The sequence below is a fragment of the Paraburkholderia sp. J8-2 genome, assembly GCF_905220195.1.
In the GTDB taxonomy this organism is placed as follows: domain Bacteria; phylum Pseudomonadota; class Gammaproteobacteria; order Burkholderiales; family Burkholderiaceae; genus Paraburkholderia.
The window spans coordinates 138,717-155,305 of sequence record NZ_CAJMZA010000016.1; the positions used below are offsets into that span (position 1 = coordinate 138,717).

The window sequence follows — 16,589 nt, forward strand, 5'->3', positions numbered from 1 at the left end:
TCATAAAAAACCTGCTACTGTAATTCGCACAAAAACCCGGCTGGAAGGACCGTTGCCAAAACAGGGTTTCAATTGTTTTACAGTGAATAGCCAATATGGATGAATTGCTTGAGCGCCTTTCCCAGAAGGTTGTTGCGGCCCAGAATCTGGAAGGTCTCGTGCGGCCGCTTCTCGAGATGCTTGGAATATTGACCGGACTTGAGTCCACCTACCTGACATCGGTCGACTTCAGCCGCGAGGTGCAGACCGTCCTCTATTCGCGCAACGACGGCGACGTGGAGATCATGGAGGGCTTGCAGGTTCAGTGGTTCGACACTTTGTGCAAGCGCAGTCTGGAAAGCGGGCGGCGCGTGGTCAGCAACGTCAGGGACATTTGGGGCGACTCGCGCGCGGCCTCCGAACTCGGGATCTGCACCTATGCCAGCGCGCCGGTCTGCGCGCAAGGCGGCGCCGTCATCGGTACGCTATGCGGCATTAGCCGCGAGAGCCGCGAAGTCAGCTCACGGGCGCGCGGCGCGCTCAACGTCTTTGCCAAACTGATCTCGGAGCATATCGAGCGCGAACGGCTCATCGAACGACTCACGCTCACCAATGAGCACCTCGCACAACGCGCCCTGATCGACGACATGACGGAGCTGCCGAACCGGCGCGCGCTGCATGAGGAACTCGGCCGCCTGATGGCGCAGGCCGCTTCGGACGGCTCGTATGTCGTGGTTTGCATGATCGACCTGGACGGCTTCAAGGAGCTAAACGATCAACGCGGCCACGCGGTGGGTGACCAGTTCCTGCAATCGTGCGCCGGGCGTTTGCTGGCGGCGACTGCCGATCGAGGTCTGCTTGCGCGCATTGGCGGCGATGAGTTCGCATTCGTTGCATCGGGGCCGGCCGATTACGATCAGGCGGCGAGCATGGCCGAAGCCGTCGCGAGCCATGTTTCCTCAGTGACGGCAGGGGAATACACCTTGCCGAACATGCGTCTGCAATATGGGGGGGCGGCCGCCGGATGCGTGGCGGTTCGCTTCGTGAGCGCGCAGCAGGCGCTCGACCAGGCGGACCATGAGATGTACCGTGTCAAGCGCTTGCGGCGCGCGGCTCGCGCGGGCAAGAGCAACTGGACGTTCGGATAAGCCGCCTTCACTCCTCCTGCGACCGGTTAAGGGTCTTCCCTGCCAGGCAAGCGGGTTGGCCCTATTCGGCCTGCGTTTCTCCCAGGGTTCTCCCGCGCCATAGGTGTTTCCGCGTGTTTTTGACATCTCGACGCGTGTATTCTGGACTGCTACCTTGCCCGGCGCAGGTGCACCCGCAGCGTCGACCACGCTTGCGGCGCGCGCCGCTGGGGAACGTCCGTGCCGCAACCCTGCGGGCGGAGTCCATGTCTTGACCACCCTGTATATCCAGAACCTAGGGGGATCCCATGAAAAAGTTGTTTGCAGCCGTGTCTATTGCCTTGATCTCCGTCACGGCCAGCTCCGGAGCATTTGCGGCGGACACCATTCGCTTTGGTGTCGATGCGAGCTATCCGCCGTTTGAATCGAAAGCACCGGACGGCAAACTGGTTGGCTTCGACATCGATCTCGGCAACGAGATCTGCCACCGTCTGAATGCGAAATGCGTCTGGATCGAAAACGACTTCGACGGCATGATCCCGGCGCTCAAGGCGCGCAAGTTCGACGGCGTGCTCTCGTCGATGTCGATGACCCCCGCACGCAAAGAGCAGATCGCGTTCTCGGACAAACTGTTCAACACGCCGACGCGTCTCGTCGCCAAGACGGGCTCGGGCATCATGCCGACCGCGGAATCGCTCAAGGGTAAGCGCGTGGGCGTGGAGCAGGGCACGATTCAGGAGACCTACGCCAAGGCCCATTGGGCGGCGGCTGGCGTGGAGGTCGTGCCTTACCAGAACCAGGATCAGGTCTATCAGGACCTGCTGGCCGGCCGCGTAGACGCGGCGCTGCAAGACGCCGTGCAGGCCGAAGTGGGCTTCCTGAAGTCGCCGCGCGGCCAGGGCTACAGCTTCGCGGGCGGCGACCTCGACGATCCGGCGACGCTTGGCAACGGCGCCGGCATCGGCCTGCGCAAGGAAGACACCGCGCTCAAGACGAAGATCGACGGCGCGATTGCCAGCATCATCAAGGACGGGACGTACAAGAAGATCGAGAAGAAGTACTTCGACTTCGACGTGTATGGCAAGTGACGTTTGATCGATGACGCGCACGGCGCGAAAGCGGACGCATCGCTTTCGCGCCGCGTGTCACATACGCCAGTTAAGCCACCTAAGTCACCTATGCCACCTATGTCATCTAAGCGGCCTCGCGCATTGCCTTCGCCTGGGTCGAGTCTTTTTTCGGTGGCGCGCCAAACATCCGCGTGTATTCCCGGCTGAACTGCGAGGCGCTCTCGTATCCCACTTCGAATGCGGCGGCCTGTACGCTCATCGAAAGCGAGAGCAGCAGTCGGCGGGCTTCCAGTAGCCGCAACTGCTTCTGGTATTGAAGGGGCGGCAGCCCCGTCAGCGCTTTGAACTGGCGGTGAAACGCCGACGCGCTGAGCTGGGCAAGCGCCGCCAGGTCTTCCACCCGCACGGGCTCGGCAAACCGCTCCCGCAACTTTTCCACCGCGCGCAGCAGGCTGAGAGAAGGGCTTTCGGTCGACGCGAGCCGCGCGATTTCAGATCCATTCGGACCCCTTAGCAGCCAGTAGCAGATCTCGCGCATGAGCATGGGGTACAGCATGGCGATGGCGTCGGGCGTCTCCAGCAGGCGCACGGCGCGCAGCGCGCAATCGGCAAGCGGGCCGTCGAAGTTCGCGACGAACACGCCGCGGCTCGCCTCTGCCGCCGGCGCGGGCGCAGGCGACATCTCTTTCGCCACGGCGCGCAGCATGGCCAGGTCCAGTTCGAGTATCAGAACCAGGCAAGGTTTGTCCGGGCTCGCTTCGAACACCCGGCCCCGCGACGGCGTTTGAACGCCGACCACGAGCGCTTGACCTGCCCGGTATTCGAGTTGCGCCCCGCCGAAACTGGCCCATTTGGCGCCTTGAGCGACGATGCACAATGCCGGGCGCGCCGCGCGAAACGTGGGCGGCGCGGGGTGGTCGGAGCGCAGAATGAGCAGTCCGTCGACCGCGGTGCTGTATGGGCTCGTGCCGGGCTGCGTTTGCGTGTAGCGCAGCAGGGCGGCGGCCAGTTCGTTCGTCATGGCGGCTCGCTAAGGATCGCTAGAGGGAAAGGGCGCCGAGGCATGTTAGTCAGCGAAGCAGGAATAGGCAAGAATCGGGCAGGTTCGGGTATTCACTCGCCGGTGGCGCCAGGCGGAGAATCGAAGCCATCCACACTAGCGAGAGGTGCCAAATGGCAACGAACAACGGCAGTCAGTCGGGCCCGAAAATCGCGGTCGTCACCGGCGGCAGCCGCGGCATTGGCCGCGACACCGTTCTGCGGCTGGCAAGCCGCGGCGTCCGCACGGTCTTTACTTACAACACCAATCGGGCCGAGGCCGAGAAGGTTTGTGCGCAGGTTGCAGAGGCGGGGAGCCAGTCGATCGCCCTGCAACTGAACATGGCGAATTCTGGCGCGTTCGACGACTTCGTTGCGCGCCTGCGAGAAGCGCTCGGAACGCTGAGCGCCACGGGCTTCGATTATCTGGTGAACAACGCCGGAATTTCTTCCACAGCCACGCTTGCAGCCGGCACCGAAGCGGAACTCGACGCGCAGTTCGCGGTGCACTTCAAGGGGCCGTTTCTGTTGACGCAAAAGCTGCTGCCGCTCATTCATGACGGCGGCCGGATTGTGAACGTCTCCTCGGGTCTTGCGCGCTTCGCGTTTCCGGGCCGCGCGATTTATGGGCCGATGAAGGCGGCGGTCGAAGCGCTCACACGCTATATGGCGCTCGAACTCGCGCCGCGCCGAATCGCAGTCAACGTCGTCGCGCCAGGCGCCATTGCGACCGACTTTAGCGGCGGCATCGTGCGGGACAATCCGGAGGTCAATAAAGCGGTGGCGGAACACACCGCGCTCGGCCGCGCGGGATTGCCGACTGACGTGGGGCCGGTTATCGCGGGTTTATTGTCGGATGACTTTGGGTGGGTGAACGCGCAGCGCATCGAGGTGGCTGGCGGCATGCATATTTGATTTCGCCGGTCACAGCGCGACGCTTTTGCCGGTCGCGTCGACTTCGATGCCCCAGTCGCCTTGTTCGAACCAGTCGTCGCCGAGCAGTTCGGCCGGATGCTGCGTGCGGCTCTGGCCGTTGCCGCATCGCATGTCGCCGGCGGGGCAGTAGTGGTCGCAGCCCCAGCACAGGCGCTCGGGGTGCTGGGGGTGAATCGGAAACTTCTTTGCCATGATGTCGTCCCGGTGCGATCCCGGAAAGGACGCAATATCAACATTGTCGTCCTCGCGCGCCACAGTGGCAGATGGCAGAGTGTCACGCCCAGCAAGCGCGGCTGCTGCAGATTGTCGCAGCGTCATGCTATGGTCGTAAGGCGGCCGGCCGATCCGGTCGCAGCGCCCGGAGGCGCTAATCAAAACGACCCGCATGCGCCGCCATGACCCGTTCGAGCCTTTCTCCGCAAAAGCGCCGCCGCGCGTGGCCGCTGATTGTGTTGGGTACTGTCGTCGTCGTTCTGGTTGCCGGGGTCCTGGCGGGCTGGCTGACATTGCGCGGCAGCTTGCCGCAACTGGACGGCACGCGTGCCGCGCCGCTCTCCGCGCCCGTGACGATCGAGCGCGACGCGCTGGGCGTGCCGACGATACAGGGCAACACGCGCGGCGACCTCGCGTATGCGAGCGGCTTCCTTCACGCACAGGATCGTTTCTTTCAGATGGATTTGCTGCGCCGGGTCGCCGCTGGCGAGATGGCGGCGCTCATCGGACCGGCGGCGTTGCCTCTGGACCGCCGCGACCGGCCCTTGCGCTTTCGCGAACACGCCCAGGCAGCGCTCGCCGCGCTCTCCGCTGACCAGCGGGAACTGATCGAACGCTATACGGCGGGCGTCAACGACGGCCTGCGCTCGCTTCGCGCGCGGCCGTTCGAGTACTGGCTGTTGCGCACGCAACCGGCGCCGTGGCGTCCCGAGGACACGGTGCTCACCGTCTACGCGATGTACTTCGATCTTCAGTACGACCAGGTGAGGCGCGTGCTCTCGCGTGCGGCGCTGCGCGAGCGCGTGCCCGCCGACCTGCTTGCGTTCCTGCTGCCTGAAACGAGCCATTGGGACGCCCCGCTCGACGGGCAGCGCGCATTGCCGCAACCGCCGGCGGCGTTGCCCGCCGCGCCGCCATCGTGGCTTCCGGCAACGCGGTCCGCCGCCGATCTCGATCCCGACGCCACTTCGCTTCTCAGCAGCGTGCCTGGTTTCGTCGGCGGCGAGAACGCGGTCGATTCGATGGTCGGCAGCAACGGTTTCGCGGTCGACGCCGCGCATAGCGCGCACGGCGGCGCGCTGCTCGCGAGCGACATGCACCTGGGCCTCGCGCTGCCGAACGTCTGGTACCGCCTCTCGCTCGTGTATCCCGCCCCCGATGGCGGCGAGCGGCGTATCACGGGCGTCAGCCTGCCGGGTACGCCGTCCGTCGTGGCCGGCAGCAACGGCCATATCGCGTGGGGCTTTACGAACAGCTATGCGCGCTTCGTCGATCTGGTCGAACTTCAGCGTGATCCTGCCGATCCCTTGCGCTACCGGGTGCCGGGCGGCGGATGGGACAAGGCGCGGCTGATCCACGAGCGCCTCGATGTGAACGGCGGCGCGAGCGTCGATCTGCCGGTCGTGCAAACGCGCTGGGGGCCGCAACTCGTTGTCGGCGAGCACGCCTATGCATTGCATTGGGTCGCGCAGGATCCACAGGCGACCAACATGAACTTCATGCAGCTCGAAGGCGCCACGAACGTCGCCGACGCATTGCGCGCCGCGCAGACCTTTGGCTTGCCGACGCAGAATTTCATGGTGGCCGACGCGCAAGGCCATATCGGCTGGACGCTTGCCGGGCCGCTGCCGCGCTTCGCGGATGCCGACGGCGGCGCGGCGGCGCTCGCGAGCTTGCCGTACCGCTCCGAAACGTATGCCGGCTGGCAAGGGTACCGTTCGCCCGATGCGTATCCGGTGCGCGTCGATCCGCCGGCCGGGCGCATCTGGACCGCGAACAACCGTACCGTGCCGCTGGAGGACGTGGCGCGCATCGGCGACGCCGGCACGGATCTCGGCGCGCGCGCCACGCAGATTCGCAACGACCTGTTCGCGCTGCCGCATGCGAGCGAGCGCGACCTGCTCGCGGTGCAGACCGACGACCGCGCGTTCTGGATCGAGTACTGGCGACGTGTCGCGCTGGACGCGCTCGATGCGCGCGCACTCGACGGTCATCCCAAACGCGCCGAATTCCAGCGGCTGGTCCAGGCGTGGGACGGCCGCGCCGATGTGGATGCCGTCGGCTACCGGCTCGTGCGCGCGTTCTACGACTCGCTCTACCAGGCATGGTTCGGTGTACTGGACAAACAGTTGGCCGCGATTGCGCCGGACCTCAGCTATCGCGCGGCGAACTCGCGTTACGAAGCGACGATGGAGACACTCGCCGACGATCGCGCCTGGATACCAGGAGCCTTCGCGGATTGGCGCGCGTTCATGCTGGACCGTATCGACCATACGATCGCTAGCTTGCCGCATGGTGCGAATGGCACGAATGGCACGAAGCTCGAAGACGCACGCTGGGGCGAGCGCAACCGCGCGGCAATTGCGCATCCGTTCGCGCGCATGGTGCCGGAGTGGCTGCCGTGGGTTCGCGGCTGGCTCAGCGCGCCGCATGACCCGTTGCCGGGCGACTCCAACATGCCGCGCGTGCAGTCGCCGGCATTTGGCGCGTCCGAGCGTTTTGCGGTGTCGCCGGGGCGCGAGCAGGACGGGATCTTTGAGATGCCGGGCGGGCAGTCGGGTAATCCCATGTCGCCGTACTTTGTCGCGGGACATGAAACATGGGTGCGTGGCGACGCAGCGCCGTTCCTGCCGGGTACCGCCGTTCATACGCTCAAGCTCGTCCCGGCCGGCGCACAGCAGGCTCAAAACTGAGGCCCGCAGGTTCGCGAGCGCGGCGACGATCCTGTTGCAGCGTCTTATGTTGTCGCATAAAATCACGGGGCTTTCGGAGATGGCATTCCTCCCGTAACCGCCCTGCGTTCCCGCAGCGCTGATGATGCCTACGAGTTCCTGGGTGCAGGAGGTCGTAGGCCGTCCACGCGACGCCCCCCCTGTCGCCCAGGTGATTTGCAACCGTGCAAGCAAACGCAAACCTGGACCGCAATGAAATCCCTGAAGTCTATCGAGCAGTTCGCGATGGTTCCGTACCTCGCGCGCTGGCTGCTGCTCTCGTCCGTGCTTGGCGCCCTGGCGGGCAGCGCCTCCGCCTTGTTCCTCTATGCGCTCGATCGCGCAACCGACATCCGCGTCGTCCATGCCTGGCTGCTCTGGCTGCTGCCCGTTGCCGGCTTCGCGACCGGCTGGGTCTATCACCGTGTCGGCAAGCCGGTGGAAGGCGGGAACAACCTGCTGATCGACGAAATCCACGACCCGCAAAGAATCGTGCCCAAGCGGATGGCCCCGCTCGTGCTCGTCGCCACCGTGGTCACGCATCTGTTCGGCGGCTCGGCCGGACGCGAAGGCACGGCCGTGCAGATGGGCGGCGCGCTCGCCGACCGGGTCACGCACGTTTTCGGCCTCGACCGGGAAGCGCGCCGCATTCTGCTGATGGGCGGCATTGCAGCGGGCTTTTCGTCGGTGTTCGGCACGCCGCTGGCCGGCGCGATCTTCGGGCTGGAAGTGCTCGCAATCGGGCGCCTGCGTTACGACGCGCTGCTGACCTGCGTGGCGTCGTCGCTGGTCGCGGACCAGGTGTGCCGCGCGTGGGCCATCCATCACACGGTCTATAGCATTGCGTTCGTCCCGCATGTCACGCCGCTCGGACTTGGCTCGGCCATTCTCGCGGGCATCGCATTCGGCGTAGTGGGCATGCTGTTCGCCGACTCGACCCACGCGCTCTCGGCGTTCATCAAGCGCAAGATTGCCTACGCGCCGGCGCGTCCGTTCGTGGGCGGTATCGTCGTGGCGCTTGCCGCTACCGCGCTGAACGTGCCGCAGTATCTCGGCCTGGGCATTCCGACCATTGTCGAAGCGTTCAATCATCCGTTGCCCGTCTACGACTTCGCGGGCAAGTTCGGCTTCACCGTCGTGACGCTGGCATCGGGCTTCAAAGGCGGCGAAGTCACGCCGCTGTTCTATATCGGCGCGACGCTCGGCAATGCGTTGGGGCATGTGCTGGCCTTGCCGATGCCGGTGCTCGCGGGCCTTGGTTTCGTTGCCGTATTCGCTGGCGCCGCCAACACGCCGATCGCTTCGACGGTCATGGCAATCGAGCTGTTTGGCGCCGACATTGGCGTGTATGCGGCGCTGGCCTGCGTGGTGGCTTATCTGTTTTCCGGCCACACGGGCATCTACCGCGCGCAGCGCGTAGGGCAGGCGAAGCATCCGCTTTTGCCCGCTGGCATGCGTCTTTCGGACATTCCCGCGTTGCGCCGTGTACGGAGCAGCGATTGAGTCTCCGGCATCGCGTCATCGTTGTCTTGTCCACCTGAAAGCGAAGCGCATCGGGCTCGTTAGCAGAAGTGAGCGGACGACGCCAGAAGCGCTGGCTGATTCTCCCTATATCGGTTCGCCTCCTACCCTTGGTGTGGGGGATGAGTCAAGCTTGCCGCGCTCGCGTCGAGGCAGGGTCTCGCCGTGAGCCACATAACAGGGAATCGAATAAGGGGACAGCCATGAAGTGGCTCGATCGCATGACGGTGTTCAAAAAGCTGCTGACAGCATTCGCCGTTGTGATCGTATTTGCGGTGGCCGTGGGTATTGCCGGCGTCTCGTCGCTGGCGTCGATGCATGATATTGCCGATGAAATCTGCAACCGGCACATGAGCGGCCAGTTCTGGTTGGAGGAAGCGGCGCGCAGCAAGTTGAGCACTGACCTCGACGCGGCGAATCTGGGCTACGCCGATGAAGCGGGGCGCAACCATCTGAAGGAAGACATCGTCGCGCAGCTCAAGCGCATGCATGAGTCGCTCGATCGCTACGCCGGTGCAGGCGTGTCGGCTGGCGACCGCGCGCTCTATGACGACGTGCTCAAGAAGACCTCCGCATGGGAAGCGATCGTGCATCAGCAAATCGGCTTCGCGCCCGTGCCCGCAGGCGTGGACAACGCCGAACTCGTGCGCCGCGCGATTGCGGCGAGCGTTGCGTTGGGCGACAGCGTGGCCGCGCTGATCGATTCGCTGCAACGCGAGGCGAAAAACGCGCAGACCGCAGCCACAGCGCAATTCCAGCATATGCGCGCGCTCGTCATTGCGATTCTGCTCGGGGCGGTCGCGACCGGCGCGCTGCTGGCCTGGTTGATTTCGCGGCGGCTTTCACGCCAACTGGGCGGCGAGCCGGCTTACGCCATGGAAATTGCAGGCCGTATTGCAGCCGGAGACCTTTCGGTATCCGTAACAATGCGACCCGGCGATTCGAGTAGTCTGTTGCACGCGCTGGGCGAGATGCGTGTGCAACTGACTGGCATCGTCGCCAACATTCAAGACTCGAGCGGTTCTATCCTTCTTGCTGCCCGCGAAATCTCGCAAGGCAACACAGATCTCTCGCAACGCACCGAAGAGCAGGCGGCGTCGCTCGGCGAAACTGCGACGAGCATGGAGCAACTGACTTCGACCGTGCGCCAGAATGCCGAGAACGCGAGACAGGTGGGCGGGCTCGCGCGCGGCGCTTCGGAGGTTGCGGCGCGCGGCAGCGAACTGGTGAGCGAAGTGGCGAGGACAATGGGCGAGGTGGCGCAGGACGCGAAGCGCATGACCGATATCATCGCGACGATCGAGAAAATCGCTTTCCAGACCAACATTCTTGCGCTCAACGCCGCCGTTGAATCGGCGCGCGCCGGCGAGCAGGGGCGCGGCTTCGCGGTCGTGGCGGGCGAGGTGCGCGCGCTCGCGCAGCGCAGCGCGGCTTCGGCGCGCGAGATCAAGGAGCTGATCGAAGCCTCGACGGCGGGCGTTGCAAACGGCGCAACGCTGGCGCAGCGCGCGGGCTCGACGATGGTCGAGGTAACGGAGGCGGTGCAGCGCGTCACGGACATCATGGGCGAAATCGTCGCCGCCTCGGGCGAGCAAAGCACGGGCATCGAGCAGGTCAACCGGGCGGTGGCGCAAATGGACCAGGTCACGCAGCAGAACGCGGCGCTGGTCGAGCAGGCGGCCGCTGCCGCAAGCTCGATGGCCGATCAGGCGGCGCAGTTGCAGCAGGCCGTTTCGGTATTCAGGTTTGCGAATTAAGCCGTTCTCTGCTGCGTTTAAATCGCCGGCATGCTGTTCGCCTCACGCGGCACGCGATGCTTGCCCAGCCATTTCGCGAGATCGCCGGCGGACATCGCTTTCGCGTAATACCAGCCCTGTCCGTACTGAACCCCCTTGTTGCGCAGCCACGTCACCTGTGCCCCCGTCTCCACGCCCTCGGCCACGATTTGCAGGCCCAGCTCGTGGGCCATCGAAATGATGTGCGGCGCGACCACGCTAGAAGCGGTATCCTGGACGATCGTATCGACGAACGACTTGTCGATCTTCAGCACGTCGATCTCGAAGGTCTGCAGATACGCGAGGCTCGAATAGCCGGTGCCGAAGTCGTCGATATAGATGGGATGACCGGCGGCTCGGAACGCCGCAATGACACTGCGCGTGGCTTCCGCGTTCATGAAGCTGCGCTCGGTCGCCTCGATGCGGATTTGCGCGGGCGCGATGCCTGTTCCTTTGAGCGATGCGGTAACGAGGTTCAGAAAGCGCAGGCTTTGCAGATCCTCGCTGCTCACATTGATCGAGACATAAAACGACGGATTGGCGGCCAGCAATTTGCCGAGCTGCGCGATGGTCTTTTCGAGCACGAGATCGGTCAAAGGCTGAATGAGGTGATTGTCTTCGGCCACGCGCACGAAGACGTCGGGCGAGATGGCGCGACCGTTCAGCGTCCAGCGCACCAGCGCTTCGGCGCCGGCGCACTGGTTGTCGGCTAGCCTCACGATGGGCTGGAAAACCACGTCGATCTTGCGCCGTGAAATGGCCCAGGACAGCGTTGCGGGAAACGAGAGCTGCCGCGTGACGCGCTTGTAGGCGAGCCAGCCGAGCGCTGCGCCCGCGAACACGCCGATGGTCAGCCACGCGGCGAGCAGTTTGGGCCAGTCGCCCGCAACGCTGCTGCGCGGCGATTTCACCACGACCCCGAGCGGGCGCGTCGACGACTGCGCGACCGCGTAATTCCAGTCGTCGCTCTTCACGTCGCCGCCATGTTTCCACGCTTCGAGCATGTCGTCCGGATCTGCGCCGGCCGAGACGGCGAGCAGCTTGCCCGTCGTAATCTGGACCACGGCGATGGGGCGTCTCGCCGGATCGATGAGATCGACATAGGAGCCCGGGTCGATGGAGACGTAGTGGCCGTTGCGGCCGATCTGAATGTCCTTGCGGGCCTCGCTTAACGGGCTCTTCTGCAGGAACCACACCAGGTAGCCGTCGTTGCTGCGATAGTCGGGCGGCGGCAGTGTGAGGTCCTTGTTGCGCACGTCGCCAAGCAGCGGAGAGCAGAGATAGCGCCCTTCGGCGTAGGTGCCGGCATCCTGAACATACCGGTAGTTGTAGATGACGCGCGCGGCCTGTTCGAGGTTGGACGGCGAACAAGGCGCACCCGGTTCCCGGTCCAGGTCCGAAAGGGCGGCAAAAGCCTGGTACGTGACGAGGTCCGTGCGCATAACCGCCTTGTTGGCGAACTCGCCGAGCTCGTCACGGTCGCGCCGCTGGACGTCCTTGTTGGCGACGTAAAGACTCGTGAAAACGGGGCCGAGGGTGGCGAGGCACCCAAGGGCGACCGAAGCCGCAATCAGCGTGATGCGCTTGATCATTCCGCACCCCGGGGGTAGGGAACGTTAGGGAACGAACCGCGGACGGGACGCGCGCGCTCGTGCGGGCGCGCCGCCGGTATTCTGGAGCCCGAACATCAGAGCAAAGCATACACTTTGGCGCTTCGTTTTCAACGGGAAAACGCGTGCGCCGCGCTGCCCCGCCGCCGCCACGGGTGGCTTGGCGGTAGGACCATGGTCCGATTGTCCGCATCTGCCGCGCCCGGCATGATCTGCACGTGTTGCCCGCCAGGCGCGTGGCTCAGGGGTGCGTGAATGGGGACGCTGTCCAACATCGTGAAGCGCGCGTGGCTTGCCGCCGTGATGGCGCTCGTGGCCGGCTGCGCCCAACCGTGGCAAAGCATCGTGCCCGGCACCGACCAGTCCGCGTTGATCGCGCGTCTTGGGCCGCCGCGCGAAACCTATAACCTGCCGGACGGCGGCAAACGGCTCATGTGGCCGACCCAGCCGATGGGCACGACGAACACCGTTGCCGACATCGACACGAACGGCAAGGTCGTGAGCGTGCGCCAGGTCATGCAGGAGAGCGAATTCAATCGCGCGAGAGTCAACGAGTGGACCCGCGACGATGTCCTGATCAATTTCGGCCGGCCCGCGGAGACAGCATACTTTTCGCGCATGCAGCGGGAAGTCTGGTCCTACCGCTACGTCGAGAACAACATCGACTACATGATGTTTCACTTCTACTTCGACAATCAGGGCATCTTGCGGCTCACGCAAAAGACGCCGGACCCGATGCGCGACCGTAACCTGAGGCGCGGATTCTGAAGCGGGTCCCGTTCAACTACACGCGCAATTTGGCACGGCTAGTGACGGATGGCGACGGCTAGTGGCAATACAAGTCGTTTTCGGCATTGAACATGTCGAATGCGAGGCTGATTGCCTGATCCTTGCGCACGGTCGCGAGCCAGCGGCTACGGCGCCATTGCGCTACTGTGTCGCCGATAAAGACAGCGCTTGCCGCATCGCCCGCGCGCGTCGCGATGAACGCCGCCTGCGCGGCAATCGTTCCGGGCAGCGGGCGGTAGTAGGACCAGTCTGCCTGTTTGAGCAGCGCTTCGATGACGAACTCGTCGTCGACCAGTGCGGCGCAGTCGCCTGCCTGGAATGCCAGCAGGGCATCGAGTGGCCGGTCGAAACCGTGCACAGTTGCGTGGTACTCACGCGCCACGCGCGCGGCATACGGATTGCCTTGCGGCGCGCAAATCGCGCGGCCGCGCAGGTCGCGCCATGCCCGCACATTGCCGTGTTTCAGAACGAGTGCCATGCCAAGTCCGCTCGTGTACGAAGACGGTGCGAATGCCACCTGCGCGTCGGGCGAGAAGCTTAAGCCTACGATGGCGGCATCGGCGTTGCCCGACTGCACGGCGGCGCGCGCGGCGGCCGGTTCGGTCAGCACGAATTGCACGGGCAGGCCCACGCGGCGGGCGAGGTCGGAAGCAAGCGCGGCCGCGAACGGATCGGGCGCGCGCACTGTGCGGTCGACTCGGCCGACGTAAAGTGTAGGCGCGGGTCGCGGCGGCACCGCCACGATCAGCACGCCGCGCGCTGCCGCAGCGGCAAACGGGCGCTCGTTGTCGAGCAGGCTGCGTGGAAAATCGTTCTTCAGCGCCCACGCGAGCAGCGCGAGCAAGGTGAGCGCAGCCGCCAACGTGGTGGCTGGCCAGCGCAAGCGCCGCGGAACTGGCGTGGCGGCGAGCGGTGCGTGCCTAGCCATTCTGCGCGAGCCCGACGCGCCAGCGCAGCAGTTGCCGCTCCAGTATCGACAGACTCTGATTGATCAGCAGTCCAAATATGGCGAGCAGCACGATGCCCGCGTACATGTCGGGAATCTGAAACGTCTCCTGCGAATTGAGCGTATAGAAGCCGAGCCCCGAACGCGCGCCGATCATCTCCGCCGCCACCAGCGCGGTAATGCTGTACGCGCCCGCGAGGCGTACGCCCGTGAGGATCTGTGGCAGCGCGGCAGGCAGCACCACCTTCGTCGCGATGAAGCGTTGTGAAGCGCCCATCGAGCGCGCGCAGTCGATCAGCACGCGCTCGACCTGCTTCACGCCCGCAATGGTATTGAGCAGGACCGGCCAGAACGCGGCCCACACGACAATGGCGATCTTCGACGATTCGCCAATGCCGAGAAACAGCATGAATACGGGAAAGAGCGCGAAGGCCGACACTTGCCGCAGCAGTTGAAAGACGGGGTCGACAACGCGCTCGACGCGCCGGAACCATCCCAGCAGGAAGCCGCACACAATGCCGCCGGCCACGGCGAGCAGCAAACCGCTAATGGAACGCACGGCGCTTGCGCCGATATGCGTCCACGCATCGCCGTTTTCGAACAATCGCGCGATGGCGAGCGCGACCTGCGAAGGCGGGCTCAGGTAAGCCGCATTGACCACGCCGAGCCGCGGCAGCAGCTCCCATAACAGCAGGAAGGCAACGAGCGCAATGGAGCGCTCGACACCCACGGAAAGGTGCACGATGGACGAGCGAACGCGCCCGCGCCGTGCGCCGCGTGGCACGGGCACCAGCACGGGCGATTCGCGGACCGCGCCGGCGTCAGGCATCGAATCGGACATCGCGTTAGACATGGTGAGCTTCCGGTAGTGCGTGGGGTTGCGGCTTTGCGTCGAGCTCTGTGCTGAGGCTTTCCCATGCGCGCTGCCGCAACGCGACGAATGCTGGCGAGTGGCGCAGCGCGGCGTCGCGCGGGCGCGGCAGATCGACCTCGATGATCTCTTTCACGCGGCCGGGGCCACGGCCGAGTACGGCGATGCGATCGGAGAGAAAGATCGCTTCGTCGATGCTGTGCGTGACGAACACGACCGTTGTCGCGCTTTGCTCCCAGATCGCCAGCAATTCCTGCTGAAGCAATTCGCGCGTTTGCGCGTCGAGTGCGCCGAACGGTTCGTCCATGAGCAGAATCTCGGGGCCGTAAGCGAGCGCGCGTGCAATGGCCACGCGCTGGCGCATGCCGCCGGAAAGCTGGTGCGGATAGTGATCCGCAAATTCCAGCAGGCCCACGAGGCGCAAAAAGCGCTCGGCCTCGCTGCGTCGCGCGGCGCGCTTCATGCCGCGAACTTCGAGCCCGGCCTCCACGTTCCTGCGCACGGTGCGCCACGGAAAGAGCGCATAGCCCTGAAACACGAAGCCGAGTTTTTGCCGCACGGCGCTCACGGGGTCGCCGTCCACGCGAATGTCGCCCGAGGTGGGCGGCGTGAGGCCCGCGAGCACGTTCAGGAACGTCGACTTGCCGCACCCGCTTGGGCCCAGCAGCGAAATGAATTCGCCTTCGCGCACGGCGAGATCGAAACGCTTGAGCACCGTATGGTGCGTGTCCGTTTGCGCGTGGGTATACGTGAGCGAGAGGTCGCGCGCGACGATCTTCTCGCGTCGTGCAGTTGCCGTGCTCACGAGCGTGTTCCGTTCGGCAAAGCCGTCACGCTGGCTTGCGCCTCGTGCTTCACGAAGGGATTGAAGTCGTTCGTGTAGACATCCTTGACGTTGACCTTGCCCTTCGGAATCTTGCCGGCCTGTTCGAGAATGTCGATGTAGTACTGGATAGGCGGCTCGGTGACCACGAGATTCTGCACGTAGGCATAGCGCTCAACGAGCCGGACGTCGATGCCAAGCCGCTCGGCCGTGAGCTTGCGCGCTTCGTCGGGATGCGCGTTGACCCAGTTGCCCGCCTTCGCGATGGCCGTGACGAAGTCGCGCACTGCCTGCGGGTGGGCGCGCGCAAACGCGCCGTTTACGCTATAGGGCGCCATGCCGCCAAGACCGTGGTCTTCGTCCCAGTCGCTCCACAGCTTGTGCAGCTGCGGATCGGCTTCGGCCGAGCCGGAAAAGGGCGGATGAATGATCGCGACGTCCACGTTCTTTGTGACGAGCGCCTGCTCGGACTGATTGTCGGGCACGACGAGCCAGTTGACCTTCGAGACATCCACGCCGTGCTGCGCCAGATACTTCTTGGTGACGAACTCCGCGCACGCGCCGAAGCTGTTGAACGCCACCGTTTTCCCTTCAAAGTCCTTCGGCCCGAGAATGCCCGAATCCTTGCGCACGAAATACTTCATGTGCGGCGCGTCGGGCAGCGTCTCGCCGCCTGCGGAAATGACCTTGATATCGGCACCGCTGGCAATGGCGGAGATCACGAGCGGCACCATGCGCGTGCCGAAATCGATATCGCCGGTGCCTACGAGCGGAATGATCTGCGGCGCGGAAATCTTGCCGACATATTTGGGCCGCGTGCTCGTGTGGTCGAAATAGCCGAGCTTGTCGGCGAGATAGACGAGGTCGAACGCGGGATTGTCGGGATACTTGAAATAGGTGATTTCCTGCTGCGCCGACGCCTGGCTTTGCGGCGCGGCCGCGCTTTGCGGCTGATCTTCATGCGGCTTGCAGCCGCTCTGGAGAATCAGGACGGCGGCAGCGCACGCGGCAAGCAGGAGGGTGCCGGTGGAGCGCCGACGGATATTCGAGGAGAACGCCTTCATGTTCGCAGGCTCGGCAACGAGCAGGGTAGGTAAGTGAATTGACGATGCCGGGTGATTGTCGATCTGCAACGATTTCTGGCAAACCAACGAATTCTGATTTGCTTAGTTGTTCATCT

At 64.6% G+C, this 16,589-nt stretch carries 14 protein-coding genes and 1 riboswitch; of the genes, 7 read left to right on the top strand and 7 right to left on the bottom strand.

The window, feature by feature from the left end:
* Nucleotides 1-95: 95 nt before the first annotated feature.
* Together U5A52_RS28150 and U5A52_RS28155 are read left to right on the top strand one after the other, a co-directional pair.
* Nucleotides 96-1,127, top strand: a complete 1,032-nt coding sequence (locus tag U5A52_RS28150) for a GGDEF domain-containing protein (protein WP_321913319.1) — start codon at nucleotides 96-98, stop codon at nucleotides 1,125-1,127.
* Between the two features lie 287 nt (nucleotides 1,128-1,414).
* Nucleotides 1,415-2,194: an ABC transporter substrate-binding protein gene (locus U5A52_RS28155; RefSeq protein WP_321913320.1), complete on the top strand. Its 780-nt coding sequence runs from the start codon at nucleotides 1,415-1,417 to the stop codon at nucleotides 2,192-2,194.
* Between the two features lie 106 nt (nucleotides 2,195-2,300).
* Here U5A52_RS28155 and U5A52_RS28160 read toward each other — a convergent pair whose 3' ends face one another.
* On the bottom strand, nucleotides 2,301-3,197 hold the full coding sequence (locus tag U5A52_RS28160; RefSeq protein WP_321937009.1) for an AraC family transcriptional regulator: 897 nt from the start codon (nucleotides 3,195-3,197) through the stop codon (nucleotides 2,301-2,303).
* 152 nt (nucleotides 3,198-3,349) lie between these two features.
* Here U5A52_RS28160 and U5A52_RS28165 point away from each other — a divergent pair, with 152 nt between their 5' ends.
* Complete coding sequence (locus U5A52_RS28165) at nucleotides 3,350-4,129, top strand: SDR family NAD(P)-dependent oxidoreductase (RefSeq protein WP_321937010.1); 780 nt, start codon at nucleotides 3,350-3,352, stop codon at nucleotides 4,127-4,129.
* 9 nt (nucleotides 4,130-4,138) lie between these two features.
* Here U5A52_RS28165 and U5A52_RS28170 read toward each other — a convergent pair whose 3' ends face one another.
* Nucleotides 4,139-4,342: a DUF3079 domain-containing protein gene (locus U5A52_RS28170; RefSeq protein WP_321913323.1), complete on the bottom strand. Its 204-nt coding sequence runs from the start codon at nucleotides 4,340-4,342 to the stop codon at nucleotides 4,139-4,141.
* Between the two features lie 203 nt (nucleotides 4,343-4,545).
* Here U5A52_RS28170 and U5A52_RS28175 point away from each other — a divergent pair, with 203 nt between their 5' ends.
* The 3 genes from U5A52_RS28175 (at nucleotide 4,546) to U5A52_RS28185 (ending at nucleotide 10,352) form a co-directional block, all read left to right on the top strand.
* Nucleotides 4,546-7,056, top strand: a complete 2,511-nt coding sequence (locus tag U5A52_RS28175; RefSeq protein ID WP_321937012.1) for a penicillin acylase family protein — start codon at nucleotides 4,546-4,548, stop codon at nucleotides 7,054-7,056.
* A gap of 66 nt (nucleotides 7,057-7,122) precedes the next feature.
* A riboswitch (Fluoride riboswitch) is annotated at nucleotides 7,123-7,194 on the top strand.
* A gap of 93 nt (nucleotides 7,195-7,287) precedes the next feature.
* Nucleotides 7,288-8,577 carry a voltage-gated chloride channel family protein gene (locus tag U5A52_RS28180; protein ID WP_321937014.1) on the top strand — a complete coding sequence of 430 codons (1,290 nt, stop codon included), beginning with the start codon at nucleotides 7,288-7,290 and terminating at the stop codon, nucleotides 8,575-8,577.
* A gap of 221 nt (nucleotides 8,578-8,798) precedes the next feature.
* Nucleotides 8,799-10,352: a methyl-accepting chemotaxis protein gene (locus U5A52_RS28185; RefSeq protein WP_321937015.1), complete on the top strand. Its 1,554-nt coding sequence runs from the start codon at nucleotides 8,799-8,801 to the stop codon at nucleotides 10,350-10,352.
* A gap of 17 nt (nucleotides 10,353-10,369) precedes the next feature.
* Here U5A52_RS28185 and U5A52_RS28190 read toward each other — a convergent pair whose 3' ends face one another.
* The gene (locus U5A52_RS28190; RefSeq protein ID WP_321937016.1) at nucleotides 10,370-11,962 is read right to left on the bottom strand and encodes an EAL domain-containing protein; all 1,593 of its coding nucleotides are present in this window, start codon (nucleotides 11,960-11,962) and stop codon (nucleotides 10,370-10,372) included.
* A 273-nt stretch (nucleotides 11,963-12,235) separates the two neighbouring features.
* Here U5A52_RS28190 and U5A52_RS28195 point away from each other — a divergent pair, with 273 nt between their 5' ends.
* A complete protein-coding gene (locus U5A52_RS28195) occupies nucleotides 12,236-12,748 on the top strand; it encodes a hypothetical protein (protein ID WP_321937018.1) in 513 nt (170 codons plus the stop codon).
* A gap of 58 nt (nucleotides 12,749-12,806) precedes the next feature.
* Here U5A52_RS28195 and U5A52_RS28200 read toward each other — a convergent pair whose 3' ends face one another.
* From U5A52_RS28200 to U5A52_RS28215, 4 genes are read right to left on the bottom strand one after another with little or no spacing between them, the layout of a single operon-like run.
* A complete protein-coding gene (locus U5A52_RS28200; RefSeq protein ID WP_321937020.1) occupies nucleotides 12,807-13,697 on the bottom strand; it encodes a transporter substrate-binding domain-containing protein in 891 nt (296 codons plus the stop codon).
* Nucleotides 13,690-14,568 carry an ABC transporter permease gene (locus tag U5A52_RS28205; protein WP_321913330.1) on the bottom strand — a complete coding sequence of 293 codons (879 nt, stop codon included), beginning with the start codon at nucleotides 14,566-14,568 and terminating at the stop codon, nucleotides 13,690-13,692. The genes U5A52_RS28200 and U5A52_RS28205 overlap by 8 nt, the downstream gene beginning before the upstream one ends.
* The gene (locus U5A52_RS28210) at nucleotides 14,561-15,391 is read right to left on the bottom strand and encodes an ABC transporter ATP-binding protein (RefSeq protein ID WP_415774066.1); all 831 of its coding nucleotides are present in this window, start codon (nucleotides 15,389-15,391) and stop codon (nucleotides 14,561-14,563) included. Before U5A52_RS28210 ends, U5A52_RS28205 begins: the two co-directional genes overlap by 8 nt.
* Nucleotides 15,388-16,473, bottom strand: a complete 1,086-nt coding sequence (locus tag U5A52_RS28215) for an ABC transporter substrate-binding protein (protein ID WP_321937022.1) — start codon at nucleotides 16,471-16,473, stop codon at nucleotides 15,388-15,390. The genes U5A52_RS28210 and U5A52_RS28215 overlap by 4 nt, the downstream gene beginning before the upstream one ends.
* Between the last annotated feature and the right edge of the window lie 116 nt (nucleotides 16,474-16,589).